The sequence below is a fragment of the Streptosporangium amethystogenes subsp. fukuiense genome (genome assembly GCF_042665875.1).
Taxonomy (GTDB): Bacteria; Actinomycetota; Actinomycetes; order Streptosporangiales; family Streptosporangiaceae; genus Streptosporangium; species Streptosporangium fukuiense.
Map to the genome: position 1 here is coordinate 2565856 of NZ_JBHTEE010000001.1, position 25198 is coordinate 2591053.

Sequence of the window (25198 nt, forward strand, 5' to 3'; positions counted from 1 at the left end):
CCTCAGGTGTCCTCGCGCCCGCCGGGCCTCCCGGCGGGCTCTCCCGCGGGCTCCGCTGCCGGCTCCTCGATGTCCTGCAGGATCTCGGCGTCCTCCAGCCTGCGCAGGTTCGGCACCGGCGACAGGAAGAGCAGGATGATCCAGGGCAGCAGGAACGCGGCACCGGCGTAGATGGCGGGCTTGACCCCGATCAGCTCGCCCAGCACCCCGGCCAGCATCGCGGCCAGCGGCAGGATGCCGAGGTAGACCGCGCGGCTCGCGCCGATGACCCGGCCGCGCAGGTGGTTGGGGATCACGTACTGGAAGAGCGTGAGCTGGCCGATGTTCCCGGCCACCACGCCGAACACCGTGACGAACCAGATCACCGAGAACAGGGTGATCTGCAGCCACTGCGGACCGGCCACGAACGGCGTGAAGCACAGCACCCGGAACGCGATCAGGGCGGTCATGATGCCGCGCCCGTAGCCGAGCTTCTCGAACAGCTTGCCCGCGAAGACGGCGCCGATGACGCCGCCGATGCTGCCCACCGCGTAGATGAAGCCGATCCAGGTGCCCGACAGCTGGAGCTCCCTGGCCGCGTAGAGGATGAACAGGGTCAGGATCATCATCGACCCGAAGTTCGCCCCGGCGGAGTTGAGGATCAGCGGGCGGGCGTAGGCGTTGCGGTAGGTGACCCTCAGGCCGTGCTTGATGTCGTGGAGCATCGCCGCGACGGCGCCGCGCCCGCCGCTGTCCTGGCGCTCGACGGGCGGCTCGACGTGACGGATGCGCGACAGGGCGAAGGCGGAGACCAGGAAGGAGATCGCGTCTCCCAGCATCACGTACGCCGGCCGGAACAGGTCGATGAGCACGCCTCCGGCGCTGGAGCCCGCGATGGCGCCCACCGACTCGGTCGCCGCCATCCGGCTGTTGCCGGCCACCAGCTGCTCCTCGCTCAGCAGCGTCGGCATGTAGGCGGCGTAGGCGATCTCGAAGACCACCGAGAGGCCACCGACCACCACGGCGACCACGTAGAGCACCCACATGTCCATGAACCCGGCGAAGGCCGTGATCGGGATCAGGGCCACGACCACGGCCCGCCCGATGTCGGCGCCGACCATGAGGGGTCTGCGCCGGTAGCGGTCGATGAGCACACCGGCGATCAGCGTCAGCAGCAGCGCGGCGATCGTGCGCATGGTGTTGAGCAGACCGACCTCGAGGGAGCTGGCCTGCAGCATGAGGATCGCGGTCAGCGGCAAAGCCAGGGTGGTCAGCTCGGAGCCGAGGACCGAGATCGACTGACCGGCCCAGAGCCGGTTGAAGTCGGGATTGCGCCAGAGCGAGGGCGGCTTTTCCGTCGGCGCCCTGACTTCCGTTCTCTGCGTGTCCATAAGATCATTCCGTCCCTGTCGGGTTTCACCTCTGGTTGACTGGAATAAGCTTTTTGTTAAGGGTGATGATATGCGAAATCAGCGGAGAGGCATCCTGGAAAACAATCAGCGGGTACGCCAGATGACACTGCCGGACGGACATGTGGTATTCCAGCTCAATCCCGCCGAGACCAGCCTGCAGTATCGCAGCATCGTGGGCGACAGAAGTTACTTCAGACACGACGTGCGCCTTGAGCCGGGAATGACGGTGTTCGACGTGGGCGCTAACATAGGAATCGCAGCGCTGGCGTTTCACTGGGAATGTCCGGGCACTCGAATTCTTGCCTTCGAGCCTGCCCGGCCGCTTTACGACGCGCTGTGCGCGAATCTGGCCGCCCACGGCCTGAACGCCAAGGCGTTCGACTGCGCGCTCTCCCATACCCCGGGAACGGCGACTCTCACCGTCTATCCGGAGACCACCGCGATGTCCGGGATGTACACGGACGTCGGCCACGATGCGGAGGTGACCAGGACTTTCCTGGCCAACAGCGGGTTCGCTCCCGAGGACGTGACGGACATGGCCGAGGGCAGGCACGTCACCGAGGAGCAGGAGTGCCGGGTGCGGACGATCTCAGAGGTGATGGCCGCCGAGGGCGTGCACCGTATCGGCCTGCTGAAAATCAACGTCGAGAAAGCCGAGTGCGATGTGCTGGCTGGAATCGCCCCCGATGACTGGGACGCGGTCGACCAAATCGTCATGCAGGTCCATGACATCGACGGCAGGCTGGCATCCGTACGCGACGATCTCACCGGCCGTGGATTCCAGGTCGACATCGGCCAGGATCCCCTGCTGAGGAACACGGACATCTTTGATGTGTACGCACGGAGGAATTCCACATGACAGTGGACACGACGGTTGACCTGAACGAGCTGGATCTCGCCGACCCGGACATCTACACGGCACCCGACTCCGGCCTCGGTGTCCTGCATTACCTGCAGGAGCATCGGCCGATTTTCTGGAACTCCAGGCCGGCGGGGCCGAGTTTCTGGGCGTTCACCAAATACGCCGACGGCGTGGCCGTCTATCTCGACAAGACGAATTTCACCTCCGAGCGGGGAATGCAGGTCGGGCAGACCGAGGCCGCCGCCCGCGCCGCCGCGGGCAAGATGCTCATCGTCACCGACGGCCGCCACAGCCAGTTGCGCGACGTGATGAACCCCGCGCTCACTCCCCGGGTGGTGCGCCGCCTCGAAGGCGCGATGCGCGAGACGGTGGGCGGGATGCTGGAGGAGAACGCGCCCAGGGACTCCTTCGACTTCGTCGACACGGTGGCGGGCAGGCTACCGCTCTCGGTCATCTGCGAACTGCTGGGCGTGCCCCGTGCCGACTGGGACCTGATGATCCAGTGGACGCGCACCGCGTTCGGCTCCGCCACCTCCGACGACGTCATCTCCGACGCGGAGAAGGCCGAGGCGAACGCCAACATCTTCGCGTACTACGCCGACCTGCTGGCCGAACGGCGCGGCGACCTCGGCGACGACGTGATCAGCGTGCTGATCCGCGGCCGGATCGACGGAACGCCCCTCACCGACGAGGAGATCCTGCTCAACATCAACGGCCTCATCACCGGAGGCAACGAGACGACCAGGCACGCCTCGGCGGGAGCCGTCATCGCCCTGGTGGAGAACCCCGGCGAGTGGCGGCGACTGCGCGAGGACCCCTCGCTCATCCCGACCGCCGTGGAGGAGGTGCTGCGCTGGACCGCCCCCAGCCTCAACGTGATGCGCACCGCGCTGCGCGACACGAGGATCGGAGAACAGATCATCCGGGCCGGTGAGCGGGTCAGCGTGTGGCACCCGGCCGTCAACCGCGACGAGGACGCCTTCCCCGACGCGCGCCGCTTCGACGTCGGCCGCACCCCCAACCGGCATCTCACGTTCGGCCTCGGCAGGCACCTGTGCATCGGCGCGGCGCTGGCCAGGTTCGAACTGCGCGTGCTGCTGGAGGAGCTGACCCGCCGGGTGGCCCATATGGAACTCACCGGGCCGGTCAAGCGGCTGCGCTCGAACCTCATGTGGGGCGTCGACCGCGTCCCCGTCCATCTCGAACTCGACCACGCAGGGCACTGATTGGAGCACCCCATGCCGGACATGTCGCCGATCCAGCGGAGCGAGTGGAGGTCCTACCGGGCGAAATCCGCCGGTGACCACACCGACCAGGTCACCCTCGCCGCACGGCTACGCGGGCCGCTGGACGAGAAGGCCCTGACCGCCGCGCTGGAGGACGTGCTGGAGGCGCGCGAGGACCTACGGCCGGCACCGCCGGGTGGCCCCGTGCCCGCAACCGAGCCCGCGACCGTGCCCGTCGCCGTTCCCCGGCCGGTGGAACTGGGCAGGCACGAACCGGGCCGCCGCGAGGAGTCGCTGGCGCGCCTGGTCTCCGAGCAGGCCAACCGCGGTCTCGACCTCGAAGCGGGGCCGCCGCTCCGGATCGCCCTGGCCCGGCTGGCCGACGACGACCACGCGCTCGTCCTGACGGCGCACCGGCTGGTGGCCGACGAGCGCGTCCTGACCGGTCTCGCCGGGGAGATCTCCCGGGCCTACCAGAGCGCGATCGGCTCCCCCGCCGCCCGCGACGGCCTCTCCCCCGACGGGCACACGTCCGGCGGCGTCTCCGCAGGCGACCACGGCTCCCCCGGCGCGTCCTCCGGCGGACGCGCCGCCGGCGACGCCTCCCCCGCGGCCGGTTCGAACGGTCGCGCCGCGCCCTCCACGGAGGCCGGCGACGCCGCCGATCTCGCCTACTGGCGTGACCGGCTCGACGGTACGCCCCCCGCCCTCGACCTGCCCGCCGACCGCGGCCGGCCCGCCGTGCCGGGCCTCACGGGCGCCCGGGTGACCTTCGGCGTCCCGCCGGAGACAGTCGCGCGGGCCGAGGCCCTCGCACGCGAGGCCGGCCTCGGTGACAGAGCCGTCACCGGGGCCGTCACCGGGGCCGTCAATGGGGCCGTCACCCAGGCCGCGCGGGCGATGGCGCTGTCGCGCTGGTCGGGGCAGGCCGAGGCGGCCACCCCCCGCACCGACACCGACACCCGGGCCGTCACCCTGGCCGCCTGGGCCGTCGCGCTGTGCCGCTGGTCGGGACAGGACGAGGTGGTGGTCGGCGTACCCGTGCCCGGCGACGGCCGCGCCCCGGTGTTCCCGATCCGGATCGGCTGCGCGGGCGACCCGTCGTTCGCCACCGTCGTCGCCCGGGTGCGTGACGCGCTCGACGGGGCGGCCGCGCACGGCTCCTACCCGGCGCACCGGCTCGCCGAGGAACTGCGGCTGGACACCTCCAGCGGCGTGCGGCCGCTCTACCAGGCGGAGTTCGACCAGGCCGCCCCGGCCTGGAGCGCGCTGCGACTGCCCGGCGTGCGAACCTCGGAGCTGGTGGCGGACCGCTTCCCGCTGGCCTCGGATCTGGCGCTGGTCCTGGTACCCGGCTCGCTGGAGGGCGAGCTGCGCTACGCGCTCGACCTGTTCGACGCGCCCGGCGCCAGGACCAGGGCCGAGCAGTACGTCACGCTCCTGACCGACGCCGTGAGCGACCCCGCCCGGCCCATCTCGCGCCTGTCCCTGCTGGACGCCGAGCAACTGCGGCTGGTGGTCGCCGAATGGAACCGTACCGAGACCCCCTTCGACGAGGGGGCGAGCATCGGTGCGCTGTTCGAGGCGCGCGCCGCCGCCGCCCCCGACGCGCTCGCGGTGCTCTGCGGCGAGCGGCGGCTGACCTACCGTGAGCTGGACGAGCGCGCCAACCGGGTGGCCCACCGGCTGATCCGCGACGGGATACGGCCGGGCCAGGTCGTCGGCTCGATGACCGGCCGCTCGGCCGAGGCGCTCGTCGCCTTCCTCGGCACCGTCAAGTCCGGCGGCGTCTACCTGCCGCTGGACCCGGCGCTGCCGCCCGACCGGCTCGGCCACATCCTGGACGACAGCGGAACCGGGCTGGTCCTGACCGTGGCCGAGCACGCCGGCCGGGTGCGCGGCGGCCGGGTGCGCACGGTCGAGCTGGACACCGGGTGGAGCGCGATCGAGGCGGAGGAGCCGGCCACCGGCCCCGGCGTGACGCCCGCGCCCGACGCCATCGCCTACCTCATCTACACCTCGGGATCGACCGGCCACCCCAAGGGGGTGGAGGTGCCGCACCGCGGCGTGAGCAACCTCGCCTCGGCCCTGTCACGGGAGTTCTCCCTGACGCCCGACGACCGGGTGGCGCTCTTCGCCTCGCTCAGCTTCGACGCCTCGATCTGGGAGATCACGATGGCGCTGCTGAACGGGTCGGCGCTGTGCGTGCTGGACCCCTCGGGCATGACCCCGCAGGAGACGGCGAAGGTCATCAGCGACCAGGGCGTGACCGCGGCCACCTTCCCGCCGACGTTCCTCAGCACGCTCAGGGGCGACGAGCTGGGCACGGTCAGGTTGATGGTGGTCGCGGGCGAGCAGTGCCCGACCGGGCTGGTGCGGACCTGGGGGCCGGGTCGCAGGTTCGTCAACGCCTACGGGCCGACGGAGACGACCGTGTGCGCCACGATGGGCGCGTGCGACCCCGCCGCGGCGTACACCCCGCCGATCGGCCGGCCACTGGCCAACTTCAGGACCTACGTGATGGACCGCTGGCTCAACCCGCTCCCGGCCGGTGTGCCCGGGGAGCTGTACGTCGGCGGCGCCGGTCTGGCCCACGGCTACCGGGGCAGGCCCGGCATGACCGCGCGGTCGTTCATGCCCGATCCGTACGGCCCTCCGGGGGCACGGCTCTACCGCACCGGTGACCTGGCCCGCTACCTGCCCGACGGCCGGCTGCAGTACGTGGGCCGGGTCGACGCGCAGGTGAAGATCCGCGGTTTCCGGGTGGAACCGGCCGAGATCGAGGCGGCGATCACCCGTTACCCGGGCGTCCGCGAGGCGGCGGTCGTCGTGCGTGACGACCGGCTGGTCGCCTACGTCGTGCTCGACGACGCCTCCAGGATCATCGCCGACCGCAGCGGCCTGACCGGCGAGCTGCACCGGTTCCTGCAGGGCTCGCTGCCCGCGTACATGCTGCCCGCCTCCTACCTGACGCTGGACGCGATGCCGCTGACCTCCTCGGGCAAGGTGGACCGCCAGGCACTGCCGGAACCCGGCCAGGGCGGCATGGACGGCGACGGGGGCGGCGAGGACGACTTCGACGCGCCGCGGACACCGACGGAGCAGACGATCGCCGGGATCTGGGCCGAGGTGCTGAAGCTCAGGCGAGTCGCCCGGGAGGACGACTTCCTGGAGATCGGCGGTCACTCCCTGGTGGCCGCGCAGGTGATCACCCGGGTACGGGAGACGTTCACCGTGAACGTGCCGATCAGGGTGCTGTTCGAGAACCCCGTGCTCGCCGACTTCGCCGAGGCGGTGGACGGTGCGTCGGCCAAGGCCGAGGCGAAGGCCGGGGTCTGAGCCCGCGGGCATCCCGCCGGGCGGGATGCCCGCGCACGACGAGGGCCGTGAGGATGATCCTCACGGCCCTCGTCGTGCGCGGACCCTACGCGGCCCGGCCGAGGCGGCTCAGCGGCGGCCCGGCAGCGCGGCGACCTCGGACTCCGGCCGCCAGGTGGGCAGGTACTCCCGCAGCCGCAGCACCATGCCCTGGCAGTAGGAGGCGTTGTGCTCCAGGCTGCGCTCGGGCATGAAGGGCAGCTTCCGCCCGCGCGGGTGATCGAGCACCAGCCGGGTGAGAGGCTCCCGGCCGACCTCCAGGCCGGTCACGTCGAGGTCGATGAGGAGGGCGGCCAGGTCGGCGGGCATGTCGACGACCGAGGCCGTCTTCCCGTGCGGCTCGACGCGCAGCTCGGTGAAGTCGTAGCCCGGCGGCCTGGGCCTGGCCAGGTAGATGTAGGGCCTGGCCAGCAGGTCGAGTTCGAACGCGGCCCGCGCACCGGCGTCCCGCCACCAGGACTGACCGCGGGCGAAGTCGACGAGCAGTCCGTCGAACTCCTCGCGGTGCGAGTGCAGGACGAGGTGCGCGACCATCCCGAAATTATGGAAGTCATAGTTCCAGAGTTTCTGCACGGAATCGCGGAAGAAACCGGCGACCTCGGTGTCGGTGCGGCTCTCGAAATACGTCGCGGCATCGGTGAAGAAATCCTCCAGCCGCCTTGTTCCGGACCTCTCCAGATAATTGGCGAGGTAATACAGGCCGCGTAGGTTGTAGAGCGAGTGGACGGCGTAGTAGAACCATGTGCCACGCTCGCACTCCGCGCGGCTGACCCAGTTGGTGCCGACTACCACGTCGGCCTCCGTGACGTCACTGGGAACGCGTTCCACCTGCACTCCGAGAAGCTCCCGTTTGGCATATATCGAGGTGTTGTGCAGCAGGAGTTGCGGATAGACGATGAGCGTGTCGGCACGGAGCCGGCACAGTTCTGCGATTCCCTCCTTGTATGACTCCAGGGTCTCTCCGGGAAGCGGCCAGATCAGCTCGATGTAGGAGCTGATGCGCTTCTCCCTGAGCGTTCTCTGCAGCTCGGTGTAGGTCGCGGGCTTGATGTTCGAGCGGTCGACCAGCTCCAGGGTCCTGGAGCTCATCGACTGCAGGGAGATGGGCTGGCTGGTCAGCAGTCCTCCCCGCACGAGGATCTCGGTGATCTCGGCCATCCGGTCGGGTTTGTTCTTGGCCGCGGCCATCGAGACCATCACCGGGTAGCCGTTCTCCTCGCTGCACTCCACCAGGTGGCGGGTCAGTTCCACGTCGCGCGGGGCCATGCCCCAGTTGGCGTCCGCGATGAAGATCGACACGAAGTCGTGCTTGCTGATCCAGGTGATGTCGTCGCGGACCCGCTGGTCCTCGAACTTGTGGACCTTGTCGTTGGTCGCCGCGCCCCAGAAACAGAAACCGCAGCTGAACGGGCATCCTCGATTGGTCTCCAGGATGGCGGTGGTGTACTTGCCCTCCTCGAAGACGCCGGAGGTGAAGGGCGAGGGCACCTCCATCAGGTCGCGTACCCGCTCGGCGGCCTCGGTGGTGACGAGTTCCCCCGACCGCCAGAAGCTGATCCCGTCGACGGCCGAGAAGTCGGGGTCGTCGCCGATCACCTGGCGCAGGTACTGCAGCATCGTCTTCTCGCCCTCGCCGTTGCAGACGACGACGTTCTCCTGCTCGGGGGCGACGTACTCCTCGGCGTGCAGCATGACCTGGGGGCCGCCGAGGATGAACTGGGCCGCCGGGAGACGCTCGTGCAGCGCGGCCAGCACCGCGCGCGCGAATCCGATGTTCCAGATGTAGCAACTGATGGCGTAGACGTCGCTGCGCTTTTCCAGGAGTTCTGCGATCACCTCCTTTCTGTCCGCGGACACCGGGGCGGAGAAGATCTCGAAATCACATCGCGACCCCACCTCCGGATCATGCTGCGCGTAAGCCTGCATGTAACCGGAGGCAAGGGGCAGGATGGCCTCGAATGCAGACAGCTCGACGAATGTGACTTTGGTGTTCATGACGCTCGTCCCTGCGTAGTCCGAGTAATTTCTGAAGCCGATCGGATGGAATCCGCTCATGCTTTCACAGGGGGACCGGACGGACAACGCACACTAATTGCGGACACCACTCGCGTGTTACGGTTCTGGAAACCTCGATAACCACGGAGGAGAAACCGTATGCCGACTCACGACTACGAGACCGGCCTCGGGACGCTCTCACTCGACGACCGGATCGCGGAGCATCTCGAAAAGACCTTTCAGGACCCCTGGGAAATCCGCAAATTCTCCCATGATTTCCGCAGGAACGGCTACGTCAAGTTGCGGAACGTGGTCTCCGAGGAGGTCAAGGATCTCGTCTCGGACGAGGTGGAGCGCCTGCTCGACCTGCACGCGCGCCGGATCGACATCAACCTCAAGGAGACCAGCAACTCCCCGCGCAAGATGAGCACGGTCAGCCAGCAGTCCATCGCCCAGGACAGCTCCCTGATCCCGGAGCTCTACGACTCCCCCGCCCTCAAGGACTTCCTGGGCCGGCTGGCCAACGAGCCCGTCGTCAACTGCCCCTGGGACGAGGAGAAGTACGTCATCATCCGCCAGGAGAAGCAGGGCGACACCCACGGCTGGCACTGGGGCGACTTCAGCTTCACCCTCATCTGGATCCTGGAGGCGCCGAGCAGCGAGTACGGCGGCATGCTCCAGTGCGTTCCGCACACCAACTGGGTGAAGGAGGACCCCCGGGTCCACGACCACCTCATCCGCTACCCGATCAGCACCTACGCCCACCAGAGCGGCGACATCTACTTCCTGCGCTCCGACACGACGCTGCACCGCACGGTGCCGCTGTCGGAGGACCGCACCCGGATCATCCTCAACACCTGCTGGGGCAGCGAGTCCGACGCGAAGAAGGAGCAGTCACACGAGACCATGGAGGCGATGTTCAACTGAGCTTCGGGACGGGCGGGACGGCCCGGTCGACGACCGGGCCGTCCCGCCTGTTTTCGGGACACCGACCGGACGGCCGCACATGGCCACGCGGCGAACCCTGTCGTACGGCGGACGCGGTGAGTCATCAGCGCCTGCGACCGGAACGGACCGGAACCGCGCGCCCGCGCGAATCATCTCGTCGCACCCCGTCCGGCTCCTCCCCCCGTCTCAGCGCGCGCTGCCTGCGCCGCCGTCCCATGAACCAGCCCGCCGCCAGGATCGCCAGACCGATCGGGGTACGGACCAGCCGGCGTGCCACCACGGCCTTGAGAAAATTTTTCATAGGACTGTCCCTGCCCCGAGACGGCCTGATTAGGCGACCTCGGCTTCCCCTACGCGGCTGGAACCGGAGGGTTCCCGGCCGCACGGAGACCGTGACCGGCGTGGAGCGCGCAGGTGGTCAGAGACCGGCTCTGCCCATCGCCGCCTCGATGCCGTCCAGCAGGACGGCGAGACCGGCCGCGAAGGTCTCCTTGGCCTCCTGTTCCAGGTAGGGCACGCTCTCGTCCTCGGACTGGTAGGCGCCCTCGCCGTCCAGCCAGGTCAGCGTCGGGAACCGCTCGGCGAAGTCCGGCGCGACCTCCTCCAGCACGGCCGAGCGGGCGTACCACCACTCCTCGTCGGACATCCCGGTCGCCGCCGGGGCCTGGCGCGACTCCGCGACCGTCTGCGCCGCCGCGCGCACGAAGTGGAACAGCACCCCGACGAGACGCCGCAGCGCCCCGGCCGTAAGACCCGTCTCACGGAGGATCCGCAGCACCGTCTCCAGCATGACGTACTCGTTGGGACCCAGCACCGGGCGCGCCTGCGAGACCTGCAGCACCCACGGGTGGCGCAGGTAGAACGCCCACATCTGCCCCGCCCAGGAGGTCACGGCCGCCCGCCAGCCCGCCCCGAGCTCGTAGGAGACGGGCAGCTCGGCGAGGACCCGGTCGTACATCAGGTCGACCAGCTCGCTCTTGCTGGGCACGTAGGTGTAGAGGGCCATCGCGGTGCGGCCGAGCCGTTCGCCCACCGCGCGCATGGACAGCGCCGCCATCCCCTGCCCGTCGGCGATGGCGACGGCCGCGTCCAGGATCTCGTCCACGCTCAGAGCGGGCTTCGGTCCAGGCCGTCCCTGCGCCGGGCTGTCGGCACGCCACAGCAGGGCCATCGAACGGCGCGCGTCGCCCTGGCCGGCGAAGACCACCAATTTGCCACTCCTTACGGCATAAACTAACTTTGCCGGGCTATCTCTTTACGCCCTAAGGATATCAAGGAGAAGGTCTGTGTCCCCCTTCACCCCCACCGACGACCACGGCGCCGCCGCGGACAGCCACGACGTGATCGAGGTCCGCGGGGCCAGGGAGAACAACCTGGCCGACATCTCGCTGGACATTCCCAAGCGCCGGCTCACCGTCTTCACCGGGGTGTCCGGCTCCGGAAAGTCCTCCCTCGTCTTCGGCACCATCGCCGCGGAGTCGCAGCGGCTGATCAACGAGACCTACACGGCCTTCGTCCAGTCGTTCATGCCCAGCCTCGGCCGGCCCGACGTCGACGCGCTGCGCAACCTGAGCGCGGCGATCGTCGTCGACCAGGAGCGGATGGGCGCCAACTCCCGCTCCACGGTCGGCACGGCGACCGACGCGCAGACGATGCTGCGGATCGTCTTCAGCCGGATCGGCACCCCGCACGTCGGCACCTCGACCGCGTTCAGCTTCAACAGCGCCGAGGGCATGTGCCCGGGGTGCGAGGGGCTAGGCCGGGTGTCGGACGTCGACGTCTCCCAGCTGGTCGACACCGACCTCTCGCTCAACGAGGGGGCGATCACCGTCCCGAACTTCAATGTGGACTCGTGGTACTGGCAGAACATCGCCCACTCCGGGTACTTCGACCGCGACGTCAAGCTCAAGGACTACACCCCGGCCCAGTGGGAGGACTTCCTGCACAGACCCGCCACCAAGATCAAGATCGGCACCATGAACACCACCTACGAGGGGCTGCTGGTCAAGGTGCGGCGGCTCTACCTCGCCAAGGACCGCGAGTCGATGCAACCGCACATCCGGGCGTTCGTGGACCGGGCCGTGACGTTCACCGACTGCCCGGCGTGCGGCGGCACCAGGCTCAACCCCGCCGCGCTCGGCTCGAAGATCAACGGACGCAACATCGCCGACTGCGCCGCCATGCAGATCAGCGACCTGGCCGACTTCGTCCGGGACATCGAGGACGAGTCGGTACGGCCGCTGGTCGCCACCCTGCGCGACACCCTGGACTCGCTCGTCGAGATCGGCCTGGGCTACCTGAGCCTGGACCGCGAATCGGCCACCCTGTCCGGAGGCGAGGCCCAGCGGGTGAAGATGGTCCGGCATCTGGGCTCCAGCCTGACCGACGTCACCTACGTCTTCGACGAGCCCACGGTGGGCCTGCACCCGCACGACATCGAGCGGATGAACGGCCTGTTGCTCCGGCTGCGCGACAAGGGCAACACGGTCCTGGTGGTCGAGCACAAGCCGGAGACGATCGAGATCGCCGACCACGTGGTCGACCTCGGCCCCGGAGCCGGTTCGTCCGGCGGGCGGATCTGCTTCACCGGCGACGTGGCCGGGCTGCGCGCGTCGGACTCCCTGACCGGCCGCCACCTGGACCACCGGGCCCGCCTGCGTGAGAAGGTACGGCAGCCCAGCGGGCGGCTGTCCATCACCGGCGCCCGCCTGCACAACCTGAAAGACGTGAGCGTCGACATTCCGCTGGGCGTGCTGACCGTGGTCACCGGCGTGGCCGGCTCGGGCAAGAGCTCGCTGATCCACGGCTCGCTCCACCGCCTGGACGACGTCGCGGTGGTCGACCAGGCCCCGATCCGGGGGTCGCGCCGTAGCAACCCGGCCACCTACAGCGGGCTGCTCGATGCGATCCGCACCGCCTTCGCCAAGGCCAACGGGGTCAAGGCCGCCCTGTTCAGCGCGAACTCCGAGGGGGCCTGCCCGAACTGCAAGGGCATCGGCCTGGTCTACACCGACCTGGCGATGATGGCCGGGGTGGCGTCGGTGTGCGAGCAGTGCGAGGGGAGACGGTTCACCCCCGAGGTGCTCACCCACAAGCTGCGCGGCAAGGACATCAGCGAGGTGCTGGCCATGTCGGTGGCCGAGGCCCGCGACTTCTTCGCCTCCGGCCCGGCCCGCGCCGTCCTGGACCGGCTCGCCGACGTGGGCCTGGGCTACCTCGGCCTGGGCCAGCCGCTCACCACCCTGTCCGGCGGCGAACGGCAGCGGCTCAAGCTGGCCATCCGGATGGCGGAGAAGGCCACCACGTACGTGCTGGACGAGCCGACCACCGGCCTGCACCTGGCGGACGTGGACCAGCTCCTGGCCCTGCTGGACCGGCTGGTCGACGACGGCAACACGGTCATCGTCATCGAGCACCACCAGGCGGTGATGGCCCACGCCGACTGGATCATCGACCTCGGCCCGGGTGCCGGCCACGACGGCGGCCGGGTGGTCTTCACCGGCACTCCCGCGGACCTGGTCTCGGAAGGGGACTCGCTCACCGCCCGGCACCTGCGTACCTACCTGGGGAGGAACCAGACGTCGACCGGGAAGCGGTGACATCGCTGACCGCGCTCAGCGGCCCGGAGCGCCTCCCCCGCCGGGTTGTCAGAGCGGAGACAATCCCGCCGGGTGAATTGCTGACACGCTCACAAGCGCCCGCCCGCGGGCGCCTGTAGCGTTCTCCCCTGAACGGATCCCGGCCGTCGGGGCGGGTGCGCCCTCCCGCCATCGGCCACGGCGACCGGTCCCGCGGCGCGAGCTCACGGAAGTGCCCATCGACCGAGAGGACGGCGACACCGTGCGCGCACCTTCCCTGAAATCCGTCATGCCGCTCTCCGCGGCCGCCGTACTGCTGGCGGCCCTCATCGGCCCCGCCACCGCGGCCCGGTCGGCGTCCCTGCGAGAGGTGCTCCTGGTGGGAAACGCTCAGGGCGGAACGGTCAGCTTCGTCGACGGCCGCACCTACCGCAACCTGGGCTCGTTCGACGCGGTCCCGGATCTCGACGAGCGCCTGAGGGCGATGAACCCGGTCGAGCGCGCGGGATACGAGGCGGTCAACCGGATCCAGGGATACCGCAAGCTCGTCGACGACATGGCGGTCTCCCCTGACGGGCGCACACTGTACGTCTCCCGCGGCAACCTGTCGGACGCGGTCGCCTTCGACATCGCCGGCCGGAGGATGCTGTGGCGCTACAAGATCAAGGGCTTCAAGGCCGACCACGCGGCGCTCTCCGCCGACGGCAGGCACTTCGTCGTGTCGGCGACGACGGCCTCCGTGGCGCAGGTGATCGACACCGCCACCGGCAGGCTCGTAACCGACATCCCGACCGGCACCTACCCACACGCCAACGACTACTCCCCCGACGGCAGCCTCCTCTACAACTCCAGCATCGGCATCACCTCCCTGCCTCGGTCGCTGAACGCGCTCAAAGGCGCTCGGCAGCTCACCGTCGTGGACAGCGCCACGCTGAAGGTGATCAGGAAACACACCTTCGAGTACGGCATCCGCCCCGCGGTGTTCACTCCCGACAACCGGACGATGTACGCCCAGTTCTCCTACTTCAACGGCTTCGCCGAGGTCGATCTGACCACCGGGAAGATCACCCGGCAGGTGGAGATGCCCTTCAGCGAGGCGGGCGGCAGGCTCGCCGCCGACGACTACCCGCAGAACTCCGCGCACCACGGCATGGCGATGTCGGCGGACGGCGACGAGCTCTGCGTGGCCGGCACGATCGACGACTACGTGGCGATCGTCGACCGCCCCGGGCTGACCACACGGGGTTACGTGCACTACGACACCGGGAGCCTGCCGTACTGGACGGCCACGGCCGCCGGCGGCCGGCACTGTTCGGTGTCGCTCAGCGAGAAGAACGCGATCTCGGTCGTGGACTACGAGACCGCGCGCGAGGTGGCCCGCGTGCCGGTGGGCGACTTTCCTCAGCGCGAGCGGCTGGGACAGGTCGCCGAGGACGTGATCGGCTCCCTGGACGCCGCCGTGGGATGACGGGCGGTGCTCACAGGACGTCCTCGCGCAGCCGCGGGAACACCTTGGAGACCTTGCCAAGAAGGTATTCGCCGTAGGTGCCGGTGAAGGCGCGCAGGTCCTGGCCGTCCCAGCGGGCCCGGCCGGCCGAACGCCCCGCCGGAGCTTTCCACCCCGTCATGAGCGGCGCTCAGCGGACCGCCAGACGGTCCGCCTCGTCCTTCGAGATGTCATAGGACGCCCCGCAGAAAGTGCACTGCACTCCGTACTTCGTCCGCACCGGGAACAGCGGGACGAAGAACAGGCTGAACTTGGTGACCTTCCTGGACAGCACCTGCGCCGCCGTGTTGCCGCAGTTGCGGCAGAGAAGCGTCAGCACACCGAGCCGGTGGGTCACGGTGCGGAGTCCGAAGATGAGCATCCCCCAGTCATACCCGACGGAGCCTGCCGGTGGCCCGCCCCGCCTCCATGAGCGCGGCCCCGAGCAGGTTACGCCGCGCCGGTCTGCGCGCGGACCATCCGGGCATACAGCCCGTGCCGGTCGCCGAGCAGGTCGAGGCGCGGGCCGTACTCCACCACCCGCCCCTCCTCCAGCGCCACGACGGTGTCGAAGGAGTCGAGTACGCCGAACCTGTGAGTGATCATCACGGTCGTCCGCCCGGCCCGTTCCGCCAGGATCGCCTCGACGACCTCCAGCTCGGTCAGCGGGTCGAGCGCGGAGGTCGCCTCGTCGAGTACGAGCACGGACGCGTCGGCCAGGAGCGCGCGGGCCAGGGCGATGCGCTGCCGTTCGCCGCCGGAGAACAGTGCCCCCCGCTCGCCCGCCGGCGAGTCGTAGCCGTCCGGGAGCGCCGCGATCCGCTCGTGGATCCGGGTGATCCGGCAGGACCGCACGAGATCGTCCATCGTGGCGCCGGGCGCGGCGTATCTGAGGTTGTCGGCGACCGATCCCTGGAAGAGGAAGGGCTCCTGCGTGGCGATGCAGATCCGTCCGGGCAACGGCGCCCCGAACTCCGTCCCGTCGATCACGACCGTCCCCTCGGTGGGCGGGTGCAGCCCGGCGAGCAGGTGGCCGAGCGTCGTCTTGCCCGAGCCGCTCGGGCCCACCACCAGCGTGGTGGAGGCGGCCGGGATCTCGAGGCTCACGCCGTACAGCGCCGGACGGTCCTCCTCACCCGTCCCCGGGTAGCGGAAGCCGGCCTCGCGGACGGCGAGCGCGCCGGGGCCCGGGGCGGGGCTCTGTCTCGTCTCCGGCTCCGGCTGGAGGTCGAGGTAGCCGAAGACCCTCTCGAACGCCCCTTGGGCGGCGCGGAACTCGGTGGAGATGTGCAGGATCTGCCACAGGGGCTGGTGGAGCCTCGCCTGCAGCACGGTGAAGGCGACCAGGGTGCCCGGAGTGATCCCGCCGGTCAGCCCCGCCGCCACGAACACCAGGTAGGGGGTCAGCACGAAGAAGACGTGGCCCACGCTCAGCACCAGCTGGGCCACCAGGCCGGAACGGATCCCCAGCCGTGCCAGCCGTTCGCTCTCCGCGGCGAACCCGGCGGCCTCCTCCTGACGCCTGCCGTGCACCCTGGCCATGGTGACGCCCCCCGGCGACAGGCGTTCGGCGATGATGGAGGAGAGCTCCGCCCGGGTGCGCTGGCCGTCGGCCGACAGGGTCGAGAGCGCCCGCCCCGACCGGGAGGCCACCAGCAGGACGAGCGGCGCGAGGATCAGGGCGACGCCCGCGAGCACCGGTGACAGGGTCACCATCGCGCCGGCCGCGACCACGAATCCGATGAGGCCGGAGAGCGCGCCGGGCAGGGTGTCCTTGACCGCGTACTCGATCTGCGTGGTGTCGCCGGCCAGCCGCGACTGGATCTCGCCGCCCCGCTCCGCGGCGAAGAAGGCGAGCGGCATGCGCTGCAGGCGGCCGAACATCTCGGTGCGTAGCCCGTGCACCACCCGCTGCGCGACGCGGGCCGACAGCCACGTCTGCCCCAGGTCCACGGCGCCCACCGCGCAGGCGATCGCCGCGGCCAGCCCGGCGATCAGGGCGAGCAGCCGCAGGTCGGGGCCGCCAGGCCCGAAGAGCGCCCGGTCGAAGACCACCCGCGTCAGCAGCGGGACGGCGGCGTTCATGGCTGAGTAGGCGGCGATGAGCACGACGAGGACGCAGACGGCGGCCCGGTACGGCATGAACAGCCGCACGACCCTGCGCCAGGTCCCTGGGGCGGGAGGGGGCTCCGGGGCGGAGGGGGGACGATCGCGCACGGCCGTACCAGTCCTTGTCTGATGATCGAACGTCAGGTGATCGGGCAGAGCCCCGCCCTCCCGGGAGCGGGAGGGCGGGGCCTTCACATCAGTCGCCTGTCACGTCAGCCGTCGGTGCAGCCGGCGTGCTTGAAGCAGTGGGTCAGCCGGAGCGCCTCGTTGGTGCCCGGCTCCAGCTCCTGGAGAGCCTGCAGGTCCTCAACGTCGAAGGACATGGTCTTTACCTCCTGTGGTCGGCGGGGCCGCCTCTGATACGGCCCGCTCTTCTTTCATCGCCGTCCCGTCGCGAACGGCGAGTCTGGGGGCGTCGTCGGGCATCCACAGTCGGGGATGCCCGTGACGCAGCCGGAGGAGGAAGGCGACGACGCCCGCCGTACCTCCGAGGAAGGTGGGTGAGAAGCCCGCCTGGGCGTCGGGCACGAGCAGCCGGCCGGAACGGCCGACCGCCCTGCTCGCCAGGCAGGCGGCCAGGTCCCGGGCCCACCGGTGGTAGCGGTCGTCACCGGTGAGATCGGCCATGTCGAGCAGGAACTCGCCGTCGCCGGGGAGCCCATGGCACGGCACCGGCCCCGACTGCCACCGGGTGCGGTGCACGGCCGCCGCCGCCCCGCGCGCGAGGTCCAGTGCCTTCGGGTCGCCGGTGGCGCGCCAGTACCTCACCAGGAAGGAGCCGATTCCGGAGGATCCGCTGCACCAGTACGGCCTGCGGGGACGCACCGTTCCCAGGTCACCGCGGAGGGTCGGCCACCAGGCGGTGTCGCCGTCGACGTCCGCGTGCGCGTATAGGGCGCGGGCGACCTCGTGCACGGTCTCCGTCCAGTCCGGCCGGTCGAGGACCCGGCCCGCGTGGAGCAGTGCGGTCCCGATCCCGGCGAGGCCGTGCGCGAAACCGAAGTGGTTGGCTCCGGCGAGGCCGGAGTCGAAGGTCCGCGGTGTCGGCCACTGCGGGTGGCCGTCCAGGTACGACCGCGCGTCGTGCAGATTCTGGAAGATCGTGGCCGCGCGTTCCATCAGCGCCGGATCGCCTGACCCCAGCGCGACGCGCAGGACCGTCATGCCGCATCCGGCCAGCCCGTGCGTCACGTCCGGGCCGGGGTGATCCGTCGGCAGCAGGCTCGCCGCCCGCACCGCGTACCGGGCCAGCCCGGCGTCGTCCAGGGCCGCCGCCGCGTCGTGCAGCGCCCACACCGCTCCGGAGCGGCCGAAGTGGAGGCCGGGCCGCCAGACGTCCTCCTCCGCCAGCCGCAGCCGCAGCCTGCGGGAGAGCGCGGCGACCGCGGCGGACGCCTCCGGTGCGGGCATGGCCAGCGTCAGGACCCCGAGGACGCCCGCCGCGCCGGCGTGCACCGAGCACGGATCCGCCTCGGGCCCGCCGGAGGCGTCGGACCACGCCGCCAGGCTGCCGCCGTCCGGATCCGCCGCCTCCACCAGGTGCGCGATCCCGTCGTCGATCAGCCGATCGATCCGGTGGGGCGGCCGGGCGGGTTCCGCGGCGCCTGGCCCGGCGGTGGGCCCGACGGTGGGCCCGGCGGTGGGCCCGGCGGTGGGCCCGACGGTGGGCCCGGCGGTGGGCCCGACGGTGGGCCCGGCGGTGGGCCCGACGGCGCTCGGCCGGCGGGTGAGTCGTCCGGCGAGGAAGCGTTCGCATCGCTCCAGGGGCCAGCGGCGTTCCGGCTCCGCCGCCAGCAGGCCCTCTACCAGTGGCCGCAGCAGGGCCAGCGTGGGGTTGTCGGTGGCCACCGCCGCGACCCGGCCGGGGCCCGGCGGGTCCAGGTGGGCGCCCGGCGGGTCCAGGTGGGCGCCGACCGCGAGGAAGTACGCCATCGCGCCGAGGCTGTAGAGGTCGGCGCCGCCGTCCGATGCGGGCCGGGGTTCCCCGACATGCTCCACCAGCTCCGGCGCCAGGTAGCCCGGGGTCCCGCCCACCATGACGGTGGCACCCGGCACGGCCGCGTGCTCCAGGTCGATGAGCCGGAGCCCGCCGCCGGGGAGCAGCATCACGTTGTTCGGCGAGAGGTCGCCGAACACGTGCCCCCGGCCGTGCACCGCCTTCAGCAGCTCGACCAGCCGGCCGAGGAGGGGCAGGACCTCCGCCGCCCCGTTGCCGAAGCCGTTCTCGCCCAGCGGGCCGGCGTTCCCGTCCGACCAGCGTTGCAGCGTGATCCCCGGCACACGCTCCTCGACGAGGAAGGCGTGCCCGCCCTGCTCGAAGAAGTCCACCACGGCCGGCACCGCCCCGGTCACCGCGAGATCCTCAAGGCGGGAGCGCTCCGTCGCCACCCGGTCCCGCGCGTCCCTGCCGCTCAGATCGGCGCACGCGTGCGGGCGGCCCTCCTTGACGACCACCTCGCGCCCTGTCCTGGTGTCCTCGGCGAGATAAACCCCGCCCCGGTTGGCGTGCCTTACGGCTTCGCGGACGATGAAGCGGCCGTTCAGCATGATCGCGGCCGCTCCGGGCCGCCGGCCCGCCGCCGGAGCCTCGAACGGGCAGACCGCGAACGGCGGCGGGGAGAAGCGCGGCTCCCGCGCGTCGAGGACGAGGCGGCCCTCCGGTGAGCGCAGCCGGATCTCGTAGAACCCGTCGTTGCCGAGTGTCCTGTGCCCGCGGAAGGCGCCGTAGCGGTAGTGCACGATCCCGCCCGCCCGGTAGGGGCGGTCGGAGAGGATCACGGGTCCGGGAAGGCCCCGGGTGACCTCGTCCAGCAGGGCGGCCAGGCGGACCGACTCCGCGTCGTCGCGCGGGTAGACGGTGACGAACTTCCCGGCCTGCGCGCGGCTGCAGTGCGGTTCGAGGAATTTCCAGTAGTCGTCCAGCCGGGCGGGGAACTTGAAGGCGCACCTGGCTCCGGCCAGCACCCGCGAGACGCGGGAGAGCACCACGGGGGCGGAGAGCATCGTCGCGGAGACGTGCAGCTTCCACCCCTGGTCGGGGATCGCGTAGGTGTCCGGCGTGACCTTGCACCAGAGCCCGTCATCAGTGATCGACCACTCCCGGGCGCCCGCGCGCCCGAGCTCGGCGGTCACGATGTCGCAGAGGATGGCGGGGTCTCCCGGACGCGTCCTCACGTGGACCCACTCTCTGTCGTCGGGGCTCTTTCTCGCAGAACCCGAGATTGACAGAGAGCTGTTGCCAGCGAATGGAATTTCAATTGCTTACGAGGTGAGCGGGCGTTTATCCGGTGCGAAAAAATCTTCACCGAATCGGTCACACCATTATTCGCATTTATTGACGCACTCGCCCTGGCCGCCCCTACAGGGGTTCGTCCCGCCGAAACCTCGTGGAAACAGCTATACGCGGCACACTCCACCGAGGAAGAGATTGTCATTCATACGTAAAGCAATGTCGGTGATTTACACTCGTCATGACTTCACCTTACTGCGTGGCCGTAATAGCCGCGGTCCTGGGCGGTCGTCGCCCGGCGCGGTAGCGGCCGTGGAAGTAGGTGACTCCATGAGTGCGCCGGTAGGTGGCCGGCAGCCGGTCCGGTCGCCTTTGGCGGGCCCGGCCCGCCCCTGTGGTGGGGATGAACGATGTCGAGTCGGGAGGTGCCGCGCCCCGGTGGCGCGGCCGGGTGCTCCGCACCGTGTCAACCCGCATTCGAGGCCGTTTGATTCATCTCGGAGCCTGTGGCGGATGGCATGCTGGCAGGGTGAGCGAATCTGATGTCCACCTGCATGTCGCCCCCGAGCTGCTGCTGTTCCTGCCCGCGCGCCGGCGAAGCGAGTGGCAGCGGGTGGCGCCCGATGGGACATCGACGCTGGGACATGTCGTGGAGTCGCTCGGTGTTCCGTTGCCGGAGGTGGGGCCCTTGGTCGTCGAAGGCGTGGAGGTCGGCCCGTCCTACCAGCCCGCCGCCGGTGATGTGATCCACGTTCACGCCGTACCCCGCCCCCAGCGAGTGCCGCTCGAACCGGGACAGCACGCGCCCAGGTTCCTGCTCGACGTCCATCTGGGCACCCTCGCGCGAAGGCTCCGGCTGCTGGGCGTGGACGCGACCTACTACAACGACATGGACGATCCCGCACTGGTCGTCGAGGCGAACAGGGAACGCCGCGTGCTGCTGACCCAGGACCACGGTCTGCTGTGCCGCCGGGCGCTCTGGCTCGGCGCCTACGTGCGAGGCAACAAGGCGCATGACCAACTTCACGACCTGCTGGAGCGGTTCGCACCGCCGCTACGGCCGTGGACCCGCTGCACGGCCTGCAACGGAGAGTTGATACCCGTCGAAAAGCACGAGATCGACCGCCTGCTGGAGGCCGGGACCAGGCGTTCCTACGACGTCTACGGCCGATGCTCGAAATGCGGCCAGATCTACTGGCGCGGCGCGCACAGCGAACACCTGGAGGAGATCGTACGATCGGCCGTGCACCTGGCCGGCCTCGGTCAGGGAAGCGGCTGAGCACGGCGCGAACGTACTGACCGGGACGTCAATCCTCGATCTGGATGGCCAGCGCCGGGCAGACCGTCGCGGCGTGCCGAACGTCGGCGGCCTGTTCCGCCGGCGGGTCGGGGTCGAGCAGCACGACGACACCGTCCTCGTCGCGCTGGTCGAACACCTCCGCGGCGGCGACCACGCACTGCCCGGAAGCGACACACCTGTCCTGGTCGACGGTCACCTTCATGAGAACCTCCTGATTGCCGTACCGGGGAGAGTCACCAGGTCACGGGGAGTTCGTAGACTCCGTAGACGGACCCGTCGTGCTTGAACGGGATCTGTTCCAGATCCGCGGCCGGCCGCAGGGTGGGGATGCGCCGGTAGAGGGTGCTGTAGACGATCTGCAGTTCCAGCCGGGCCAGCGACTGGCCCAGGCACTGGTGCACCCCGAAGCCGAAGGCCACGTGGCGGCGGGCGTCACGCCGGAGGTCCAGCCGGTCGGGGTCGGGGAACACCTCGGGGTCGCGGTTGCCGATGTCGTTGGCCATGATCAGCCCGTCGCCGGCGCGGATGAGCTGCCCGGCGATCTCGATGTCCTCCAGTACCGCCCGGCGCCGCCCGTTGTGCGTGATGTGCAGGTAGCGCAGCAGTTCCTCCACCGCCGAGGCGACCAGCCTCTCACCGTCGGTGTCATCGTCGATGTCGCGGAGGAGGGCCAACTGGTCGGGGTGTTCCAGCAGGGCGAGCGTACCGAGCGCGATCATGTTCGCGGTGGTCTCGTGCCCGGCGATCAGCAGCAGCACCCCCATCCGGGCCGCGTCCTGCCGGGACAGCTCCCCGCTCTTGATCCGCTCGGTCAGCTGGGACAGCATGTCGTCGCCGGGGTCGGCGAGCTTCTCTCCCAGCAGGTCGTCCAGGTAGCCGGCCAGCCGGCCGAGGGCGGCCGACCGCTGCTCGGGTGTCGCGTCCCGCTTGATGACGGTCTTGCTGTTGTCCTGGAAGAAGTCATGGTCGGCGTACGGCACACCGAGCAGCTCGCAGATCACCAGCGAGGGCACCGGCAGGGCGAACGCCTCGACCAGGTCGACCGGCTTCGGGCCGGCGAGCATGTCGTCGATCAGCTCGTCGACGATCTTCTGGATGGCCGGCCGCATCGCCGCCACCCGCCTGACGGCGAACGGCGCCGTCACCATCCGCCGCAGCCGGGCGTGCTCGGGATCGTCCATCAGGATGAAGCTGACCTTCGACGAGCCGGTGACGGGGGCCGGGCTCGGGTAGCCGGGCCGGGTGACGTCGGAACTGACCCTCGGGTCGGCCAGCAGCGCCCGTTGCTCGGCGTAACGGGTGACCAGCCACGGGGTGCTGCCGTCCCACAGGCGGACCTTGGTGAGCGGCCCCTCCTGCTGCTTGGCCCGCAGGGTCGGGGGCGGATCGAACGGGCAGCCCGCCGCCCTGGCCATCGGGTACTCCGGAATCTCCGCGGGGTGCCCACTCGCCGGATTCAACGTACTGGTCATCGATTCCTCCAATGGGGCCTGTACCGCGACGTGTTCGCGGCAGGCATCGATCCTCGTGAAGGGGCGGTGGTCGTCGCCGAGAGCGGTGCCGGACCGGCTTCTCCCGGCTGTCGTCGCAGGGCTGATGCGAGACCGGAAAGTGCGTCGGCGACCTCCGATACGAATCGTTGCCTCCTCCTCTGCCTGCGATCCGCCGAGGCGCGACGGCTCCCGTCATGGGCAGGGCGTGACCGGTGCCAGCCACAGCCCGACGAGCGCGTCGATCAATCCGGTCGCGGCGTCGTGCCAGTTGGATCGGGGTGTGGGGGTGCCCTCGGCGAGAGCGCGCTCACGCTCGGCGTACATGTGCACCATCAGCTGGCGGGCCATGTCACCGCGCTCGGCACGCACCTCGGCGGGCAGGTCCGGAAGGCATCGGTTCAGCCCGTCGAGGACCCGGTGCAGCGCCGGCGAGGTGAGGGACTCCTCGACCATGATCTCGCGAAGCACAGGGTCGGTCATCACCTGGGCACCGAACCGGCCGTACCAGGTGAGGTCGCCCAGGGCGGCCAGGTGCTCGGCACTCGGGCGCACCAGGCAGGCCAGCCAGTCCCGCACGTCCGAGCTGTCGCCGATCTCGGCCAGCATCCGCAGGCGCAGCCGCTCGGTCCGCTCGGTGTGTCTGCGCACGATGGCGCGCACCAGATCGGCCTTGGTGCCGAAGTGATAGCCGACCGCGGCGTTGTTCCCCTGCCCCGCGGCCTCGCTGACCTGGCGGTTGGACACGGCGAACACCCCGTGCTCGGCGAACAGCCGCTCCGCCGCCGCCAGGATCGACTCCCGCGTGGTACCGGCCCGCTCGGCCCTGGCGATCCTGCCTGCCATGGTCACCATCGCACCGGAACCTCGCGCAACCCGCCGACCACGAGCCCCTCGACCTTGCGCAGGTCCTCCACCGGGACGGCGAGTTCCAGGGAGGGAAGGCGGCGCAGCAGCACCTCGAGCACGACCTGCAGCTCGGTGCGGGCCAGCGCCTGTCCCAGGCAGGAGTGCACCCCGGCGCCGAAGGCCAGATGGGGGTTCGGGGTGCGGCCGAGGTCCATCTCGTCGGCACCGTCGAAGGCGCTCTCGTCGCGGTTGGCGGCGGCCATGTTGCACACCACGGTCGTCCCGCGCGGCAGCAGGGTCCCGGCTACCTCGATCTCCTCGCCGAGGTAGCGCGGCATGCCGAATCCCGGGTTGGCGTCGAACCGCAGCGCCTCCTCCACCGCGGAGCGCACCAGCGAGCGATCCGCCAGGAGCCGGTCCCAGCGCCGCCGGTCGGCCAGCAGCATCGCCACCATCTTGCCGATCATGTTCGCGGTGGTCTCGTGCCCGGCGACCAGCAGACCCTGGCCGGTGGCCACCAGTGTCGCCTCGGACAGCCGCCCGCCGTCTGCGTCGGTGCCGGTGATGAGCTCACTGAGCAGGTCCTCGCCCGGCTCAGCGCGCTTGGCGATGACATGGGCGGTCATGTACTTGAGGAAGTCGGCCTGTGCCTCGTCGATCTCCTCCTGCGTGTACCTGGTCAGGTTGAGCAACGTGTCGGACCAGTACGCGAACCTGTCCCGGTCCGAATCCGGGACTCCGAGCAGGTCGCAGATCACCCAGACCGGCAACGGGAAGCCCAGGCCCGCCTTGAGGTCCGCCGGATGTCCCCGCTCCAGCATGTCGTCGATGAGCCGCTCGGCCATCGCCTCCATCCCCGGCCGCAGCGCGGCCATGCGCTTGGCGGTGAACCATTTGCCGAGCATCCGCCGCCATCGCCGGTGCTCCCCGCCGGTCTGCGGTATCGACATCGACATCTCGTTGTCGAACAGCCCGCCCGACTCGGTGGCCGAGATCCGGGCCGCGCCGTCCGCGTGCGTCGGCCGGGTGAACCGCGGGTCGGACAACACCAGTTTGACGTCCTCATAGCGCGTGACCAGCGATGCCTCGTCCCCGCTGGGCAGCGTCACCCGCGCGACCGGACACCCCTGTCGCAGTCGCGCCCACTCGGCCGGCGGCTCCAGCGCCGCCTCACCGGGAATCGGATAGCTCAGCATCGGCCCACCGTCACCCTGACCCATCATGCCTCCCCCGAACCGACTTTCAAGTCACGATCAGTCAACCGAGGTTGTTAACTTAAGTCAAGCAACTGACTTAAAAACTGTCTAAAATCCGTCAGGCCGCTCTTACCCGTCCCGTCAAGTGGTCGCCGCCTGAC

At 70.1% G+C, this 25198-nt stretch carries 19 protein-coding genes; 7 read left to right on the top strand and 12 right to left on the bottom strand.

What is annotated here, in order from left to right; translation table 11 throughout:
* Nucleotides 1-2: 2 nt before the first annotated feature.
* Nucleotides 3-1370 carry an MFS transporter gene (locus tag ACFQVD_RS11195; RefSeq protein ID WP_343962642.1) on the bottom strand — a complete coding sequence of 456 codons (1368 nt, stop codon included), beginning with the start codon at nt 1368-1370 and terminating at the stop codon, nt 3-5.
* A 70-nt stretch (nt 1371-1440) separates the two neighbouring features.
* On the opposite strand from ACFQVD_RS11195, the gene ACFQVD_RS11200 reads away from it, so the two are divergent.
* From ACFQVD_RS11200 to ACFQVD_RS11210, 3 genes are read left to right on the top strand one after another with little or no spacing between them, the layout of a single operon-like run.
* Nucleotides 1441-2250, top strand: a complete 810-nt coding sequence (locus tag ACFQVD_RS11200; RefSeq protein ID WP_343962640.1) for an FkbM family methyltransferase — start codon at nt 1441-1443, stop codon at nt 2248-2250.
* A complete protein-coding gene (locus tag ACFQVD_RS11205; RefSeq protein ID WP_343962638.1) occupies nt 2247-3479 on the top strand; it encodes a cytochrome P450 in 1233 nt (410 codons plus the stop codon). The genes ACFQVD_RS11200 and ACFQVD_RS11205 overlap by 4 nt, the downstream gene beginning before the upstream one ends.
* A gap of 12 nt (nt 3480-3491) precedes the next feature.
* Nucleotides 3492-6818, top strand: coding sequence for a non-ribosomal peptide synthetase (locus ACFQVD_RS11210; RefSeq protein WP_364153474.1), 3327 nt, complete (start codon nt 3492-3494; stop codon nt 6816-6818).
* Nucleotides 6819-6926: 108 nt separating this feature from the next.
* Here ACFQVD_RS11210 and ACFQVD_RS11215 read toward each other — a convergent pair whose 3' ends face one another.
* The gene (locus tag ACFQVD_RS11215; protein WP_343982238.1) at nt 6927-8852 is read right to left on the bottom strand and encodes a B12-binding domain-containing radical SAM protein; all 1926 of its coding nucleotides are present in this window, start codon (nt 8850-8852) and stop codon (nt 6927-6929) included.
* Nucleotides 8853-9011: 159 nt separating this feature from the next.
* Between ACFQVD_RS11215 and ACFQVD_RS11220 the strand changes: the two genes are divergently transcribed.
* Entirely contained in the window at nt 9012-9779 is a 768-nt protein-coding gene (locus ACFQVD_RS11220) for a HalD/BesD family halogenase (RefSeq protein ID WP_343982235.1), read from the top strand.
* Nucleotides 9780-9903: 124 nt separating this feature from the next.
* Here the strand turns inward: ACFQVD_RS11220 and ACFQVD_RS11225 are convergent, their stop codons facing one another.
* Together ACFQVD_RS11225 and ACFQVD_RS11230 are read right to left on the bottom strand one after the other, a co-directional pair.
* Nucleotides 9904-10101, bottom strand: coding sequence for a DUF6203 family protein (locus ACFQVD_RS11225; protein ID WP_343982231.1), 198 nt, complete (start codon nt 10099-10101; stop codon nt 9904-9906).
* Between the two features lie 117 nt (nt 10102-10218).
* A complete protein-coding gene (locus ACFQVD_RS11230; protein WP_343982228.1) occupies nt 10219-11010 on the bottom strand; it encodes a TetR/AcrR family transcriptional regulator in 792 nt (263 codons plus the stop codon).
* Nucleotides 11011-11086: 76 nt separating this feature from the next.
* On the opposite strand from ACFQVD_RS11230, the gene ACFQVD_RS11235 reads away from it, so the two are divergent.
* Both ACFQVD_RS11235 and ACFQVD_RS11240 read left to right on the top strand, forming a co-directional pair.
* Complete coding sequence (locus ACFQVD_RS11235) at nt 11087-13399, top strand: excinuclease ABC subunit UvrA (RefSeq protein ID WP_343982225.1); 2313 nt, start codon at nt 11087-11089, stop codon at nt 13397-13399.
* Between the two features lie 211 nt (nt 13400-13610).
* A complete protein-coding gene (locus tag ACFQVD_RS11240; RefSeq protein ID WP_343982221.1) occupies nt 13611-14846 on the top strand; it encodes a YncE family protein in 1236 nt (411 codons plus the stop codon).
* 10 nt (nt 14847-14856) lie between these two features.
* On the opposite strand, the gene ACFQVD_RS11245 is transcribed toward ACFQVD_RS11240, so the two are convergent.
* The 4 genes from ACFQVD_RS11245 to lanL all read right to left on the bottom strand — a co-directional run bounded on the left by ACFQVD_RS11245 (nt 14857) and on the right by lanL (nt 20147).
* A complete protein-coding gene (locus tag ACFQVD_RS11245) occupies nt 14857-15006 on the bottom strand; it encodes a hypothetical protein (protein WP_343982218.1) in 150 nt (49 codons plus the stop codon).
* Nucleotides 15007-15015: 9 nt separating this feature from the next.
* Nucleotides 15016-15246, bottom strand: coding sequence for a zinc-ribbon domain-containing protein (locus tag ACFQVD_RS11250; protein ID WP_030915582.1), 231 nt, complete (start codon nt 15244-15246; stop codon nt 15016-15018).
* Between the two features lie 68 nt (nt 15247-15314).
* On the bottom strand, nt 15315-17081 hold the full coding sequence (locus tag ACFQVD_RS11255; RefSeq protein WP_343982214.1) for an ABC transporter ATP-binding protein: 1767 nt from the start codon (nt 17079-17081) through the stop codon (nt 15315-15317).
* A 198-nt stretch (nt 17082-17279) separates the two neighbouring features.
* Nucleotides 17280-20147 carry a class IV lanthionine synthetase LanL gene (gene lanL, locus ACFQVD_RS11260; RefSeq protein ID WP_386271027.1) on the bottom strand — a complete coding sequence of 956 codons (2868 nt, stop codon included), beginning with the start codon at nt 20145-20147 and terminating at the stop codon, nt 17280-17282.
* Between the two features lie 584 nt (nt 20148-20731).
* On the opposite strand from lanL, the gene ACFQVD_RS11270 reads away from it, so the two are divergent.
* Nucleotides 20732-21481, top strand: a complete 750-nt coding sequence (locus ACFQVD_RS11270) for a Mut7-C RNAse domain-containing protein (RefSeq protein WP_343978879.1) — start codon at nt 20732-20734, stop codon at nt 21479-21481.
* A 28-nt stretch (nt 21482-21509) separates the two neighbouring features.
* Here ACFQVD_RS11270 and ACFQVD_RS11275 read toward each other — a convergent pair whose 3' ends face one another.
* From ACFQVD_RS11275 to ACFQVD_RS11290, 4 genes are all read right to left on the bottom strand, one after another.
* Nucleotides 21510-21704, bottom strand: coding sequence for a ferredoxin (locus tag ACFQVD_RS11275; protein WP_343978882.1), 195 nt, complete (start codon nt 21702-21704; stop codon nt 21510-21512).
* Nucleotides 21705-21735: 31 nt separating this feature from the next.
* On the bottom strand, nt 21736-22974 hold the full coding sequence (locus tag ACFQVD_RS11280) for a cytochrome P450 (RefSeq protein ID WP_343978885.1): 1239 nt from the start codon (nt 22972-22974) through the stop codon (nt 21736-21738).
* Between the two features lie 213 nt (nt 22975-23187).
* Nucleotides 23188-23838 carry a TetR/AcrR family transcriptional regulator gene (locus tag ACFQVD_RS11285; protein ID WP_386271030.1) on the bottom strand — a complete coding sequence of 217 codons (651 nt, stop codon included), beginning with the start codon at nt 23836-23838 and terminating at the stop codon, nt 23188-23190.
* Nucleotides 23839-23840: 2 nt separating this feature from the next.
* A complete protein-coding gene (locus ACFQVD_RS11290) occupies nt 23841-25037 on the bottom strand; it encodes a cytochrome P450 (RefSeq protein WP_343978891.1) in 1197 nt (398 codons plus the stop codon).
* Nucleotides 25038-25198 lie beyond the last annotated feature (161 nt).

What these genes read in the sequence shown, in the direction of transcription:
- ACFQVD_RS11195 (WP_343962642.1), bottom strand. Translation starts at nt 1,370, where the DNA reads ATGGACACGCAGAGAACGGAAGTCAGGGCGCCGACGGAAAAGCCGCCC.
- ACFQVD_RS11200 (WP_343962640.1), top strand. Translation starts at nt 1,441, where the DNA reads ATGCGAAATCAGCGGAGAGGCATCCTGGAAAACAATCAGCGGGTACGC.
- ACFQVD_RS11205 (WP_343962638.1), top strand. Translation starts at nt 2,247, where the DNA reads ATGACAGTGGACACGACGGTTGACCTGAACGAGCTGGATCTCGCCGAC.
- ACFQVD_RS11210 (WP_364153474.1), top strand. Translation starts at nt 3,492, where the DNA reads ATGCCGGACATGTCGCCGATCCAGCGGAGCGAGTGGAGGTCCTACCGG.
- ACFQVD_RS11215 (WP_343982238.1), bottom strand. Translation starts at nt 8,852, where the DNA reads ATGAACACCAAAGTCACATTCGTCGAGCTGTCTGCATTCGAGGCCATC.
- ACFQVD_RS11220 (WP_343982235.1), top strand. Translation starts at nt 9,012, where the DNA reads ATGCCGACTCACGACTACGAGACCGGCCTCGGGACGCTCTCACTCGAC.
- ACFQVD_RS11225 (WP_343982231.1), bottom strand. Translation starts at nt 10,101, where the DNA reads ATGAAAAATTTTCTCAAGGCCGTGGTGGCACGCCGGCTGGTCCGTACC.
- ACFQVD_RS11245 (WP_343982218.1), bottom strand. Translation starts at nt 15,006, where the DNA reads ATGACGGGGTGGAAAGCTCCGGCGGGGCGTTCGGCCGGCCGGGCCCGC.
- ACFQVD_RS11250 (WP_030915582.1), bottom strand. Translation starts at nt 15,246, where the DNA reads ATGCTCATCTTCGGACTCCGCACCGTGACCCACCGGCTCGGTGTGCTG.
- ACFQVD_RS11275 (WP_343978882.1), bottom strand. Translation starts at nt 21,704, where the DNA reads ATGAAGGTGACCGTCGACCAGGACAGGTGTGTCGCTTCCGGGCAGTGC.
- ACFQVD_RS11280 (WP_343978885.1), bottom strand. Translation starts at nt 22,974, where the DNA reads ATGACCAGTACGTTGAATCCGGCGAGTGGGCACCCCGCGGAGATTCCG.
- ACFQVD_RS11285 (WP_386271030.1), bottom strand. Translation starts at nt 23,838, where the DNA reads ATGGCAGGCAGGATCGCCAGGGCCGAGCGGGCCGGTACCACGCGGGAG.
- ACFQVD_RS11290 (WP_343978891.1), bottom strand. Translation starts at nt 25,037, where the DNA reads ATGCTGAGCTATCCGATTCCCGGTGAGGCGGCGCTGGAGCCGCCGGCC.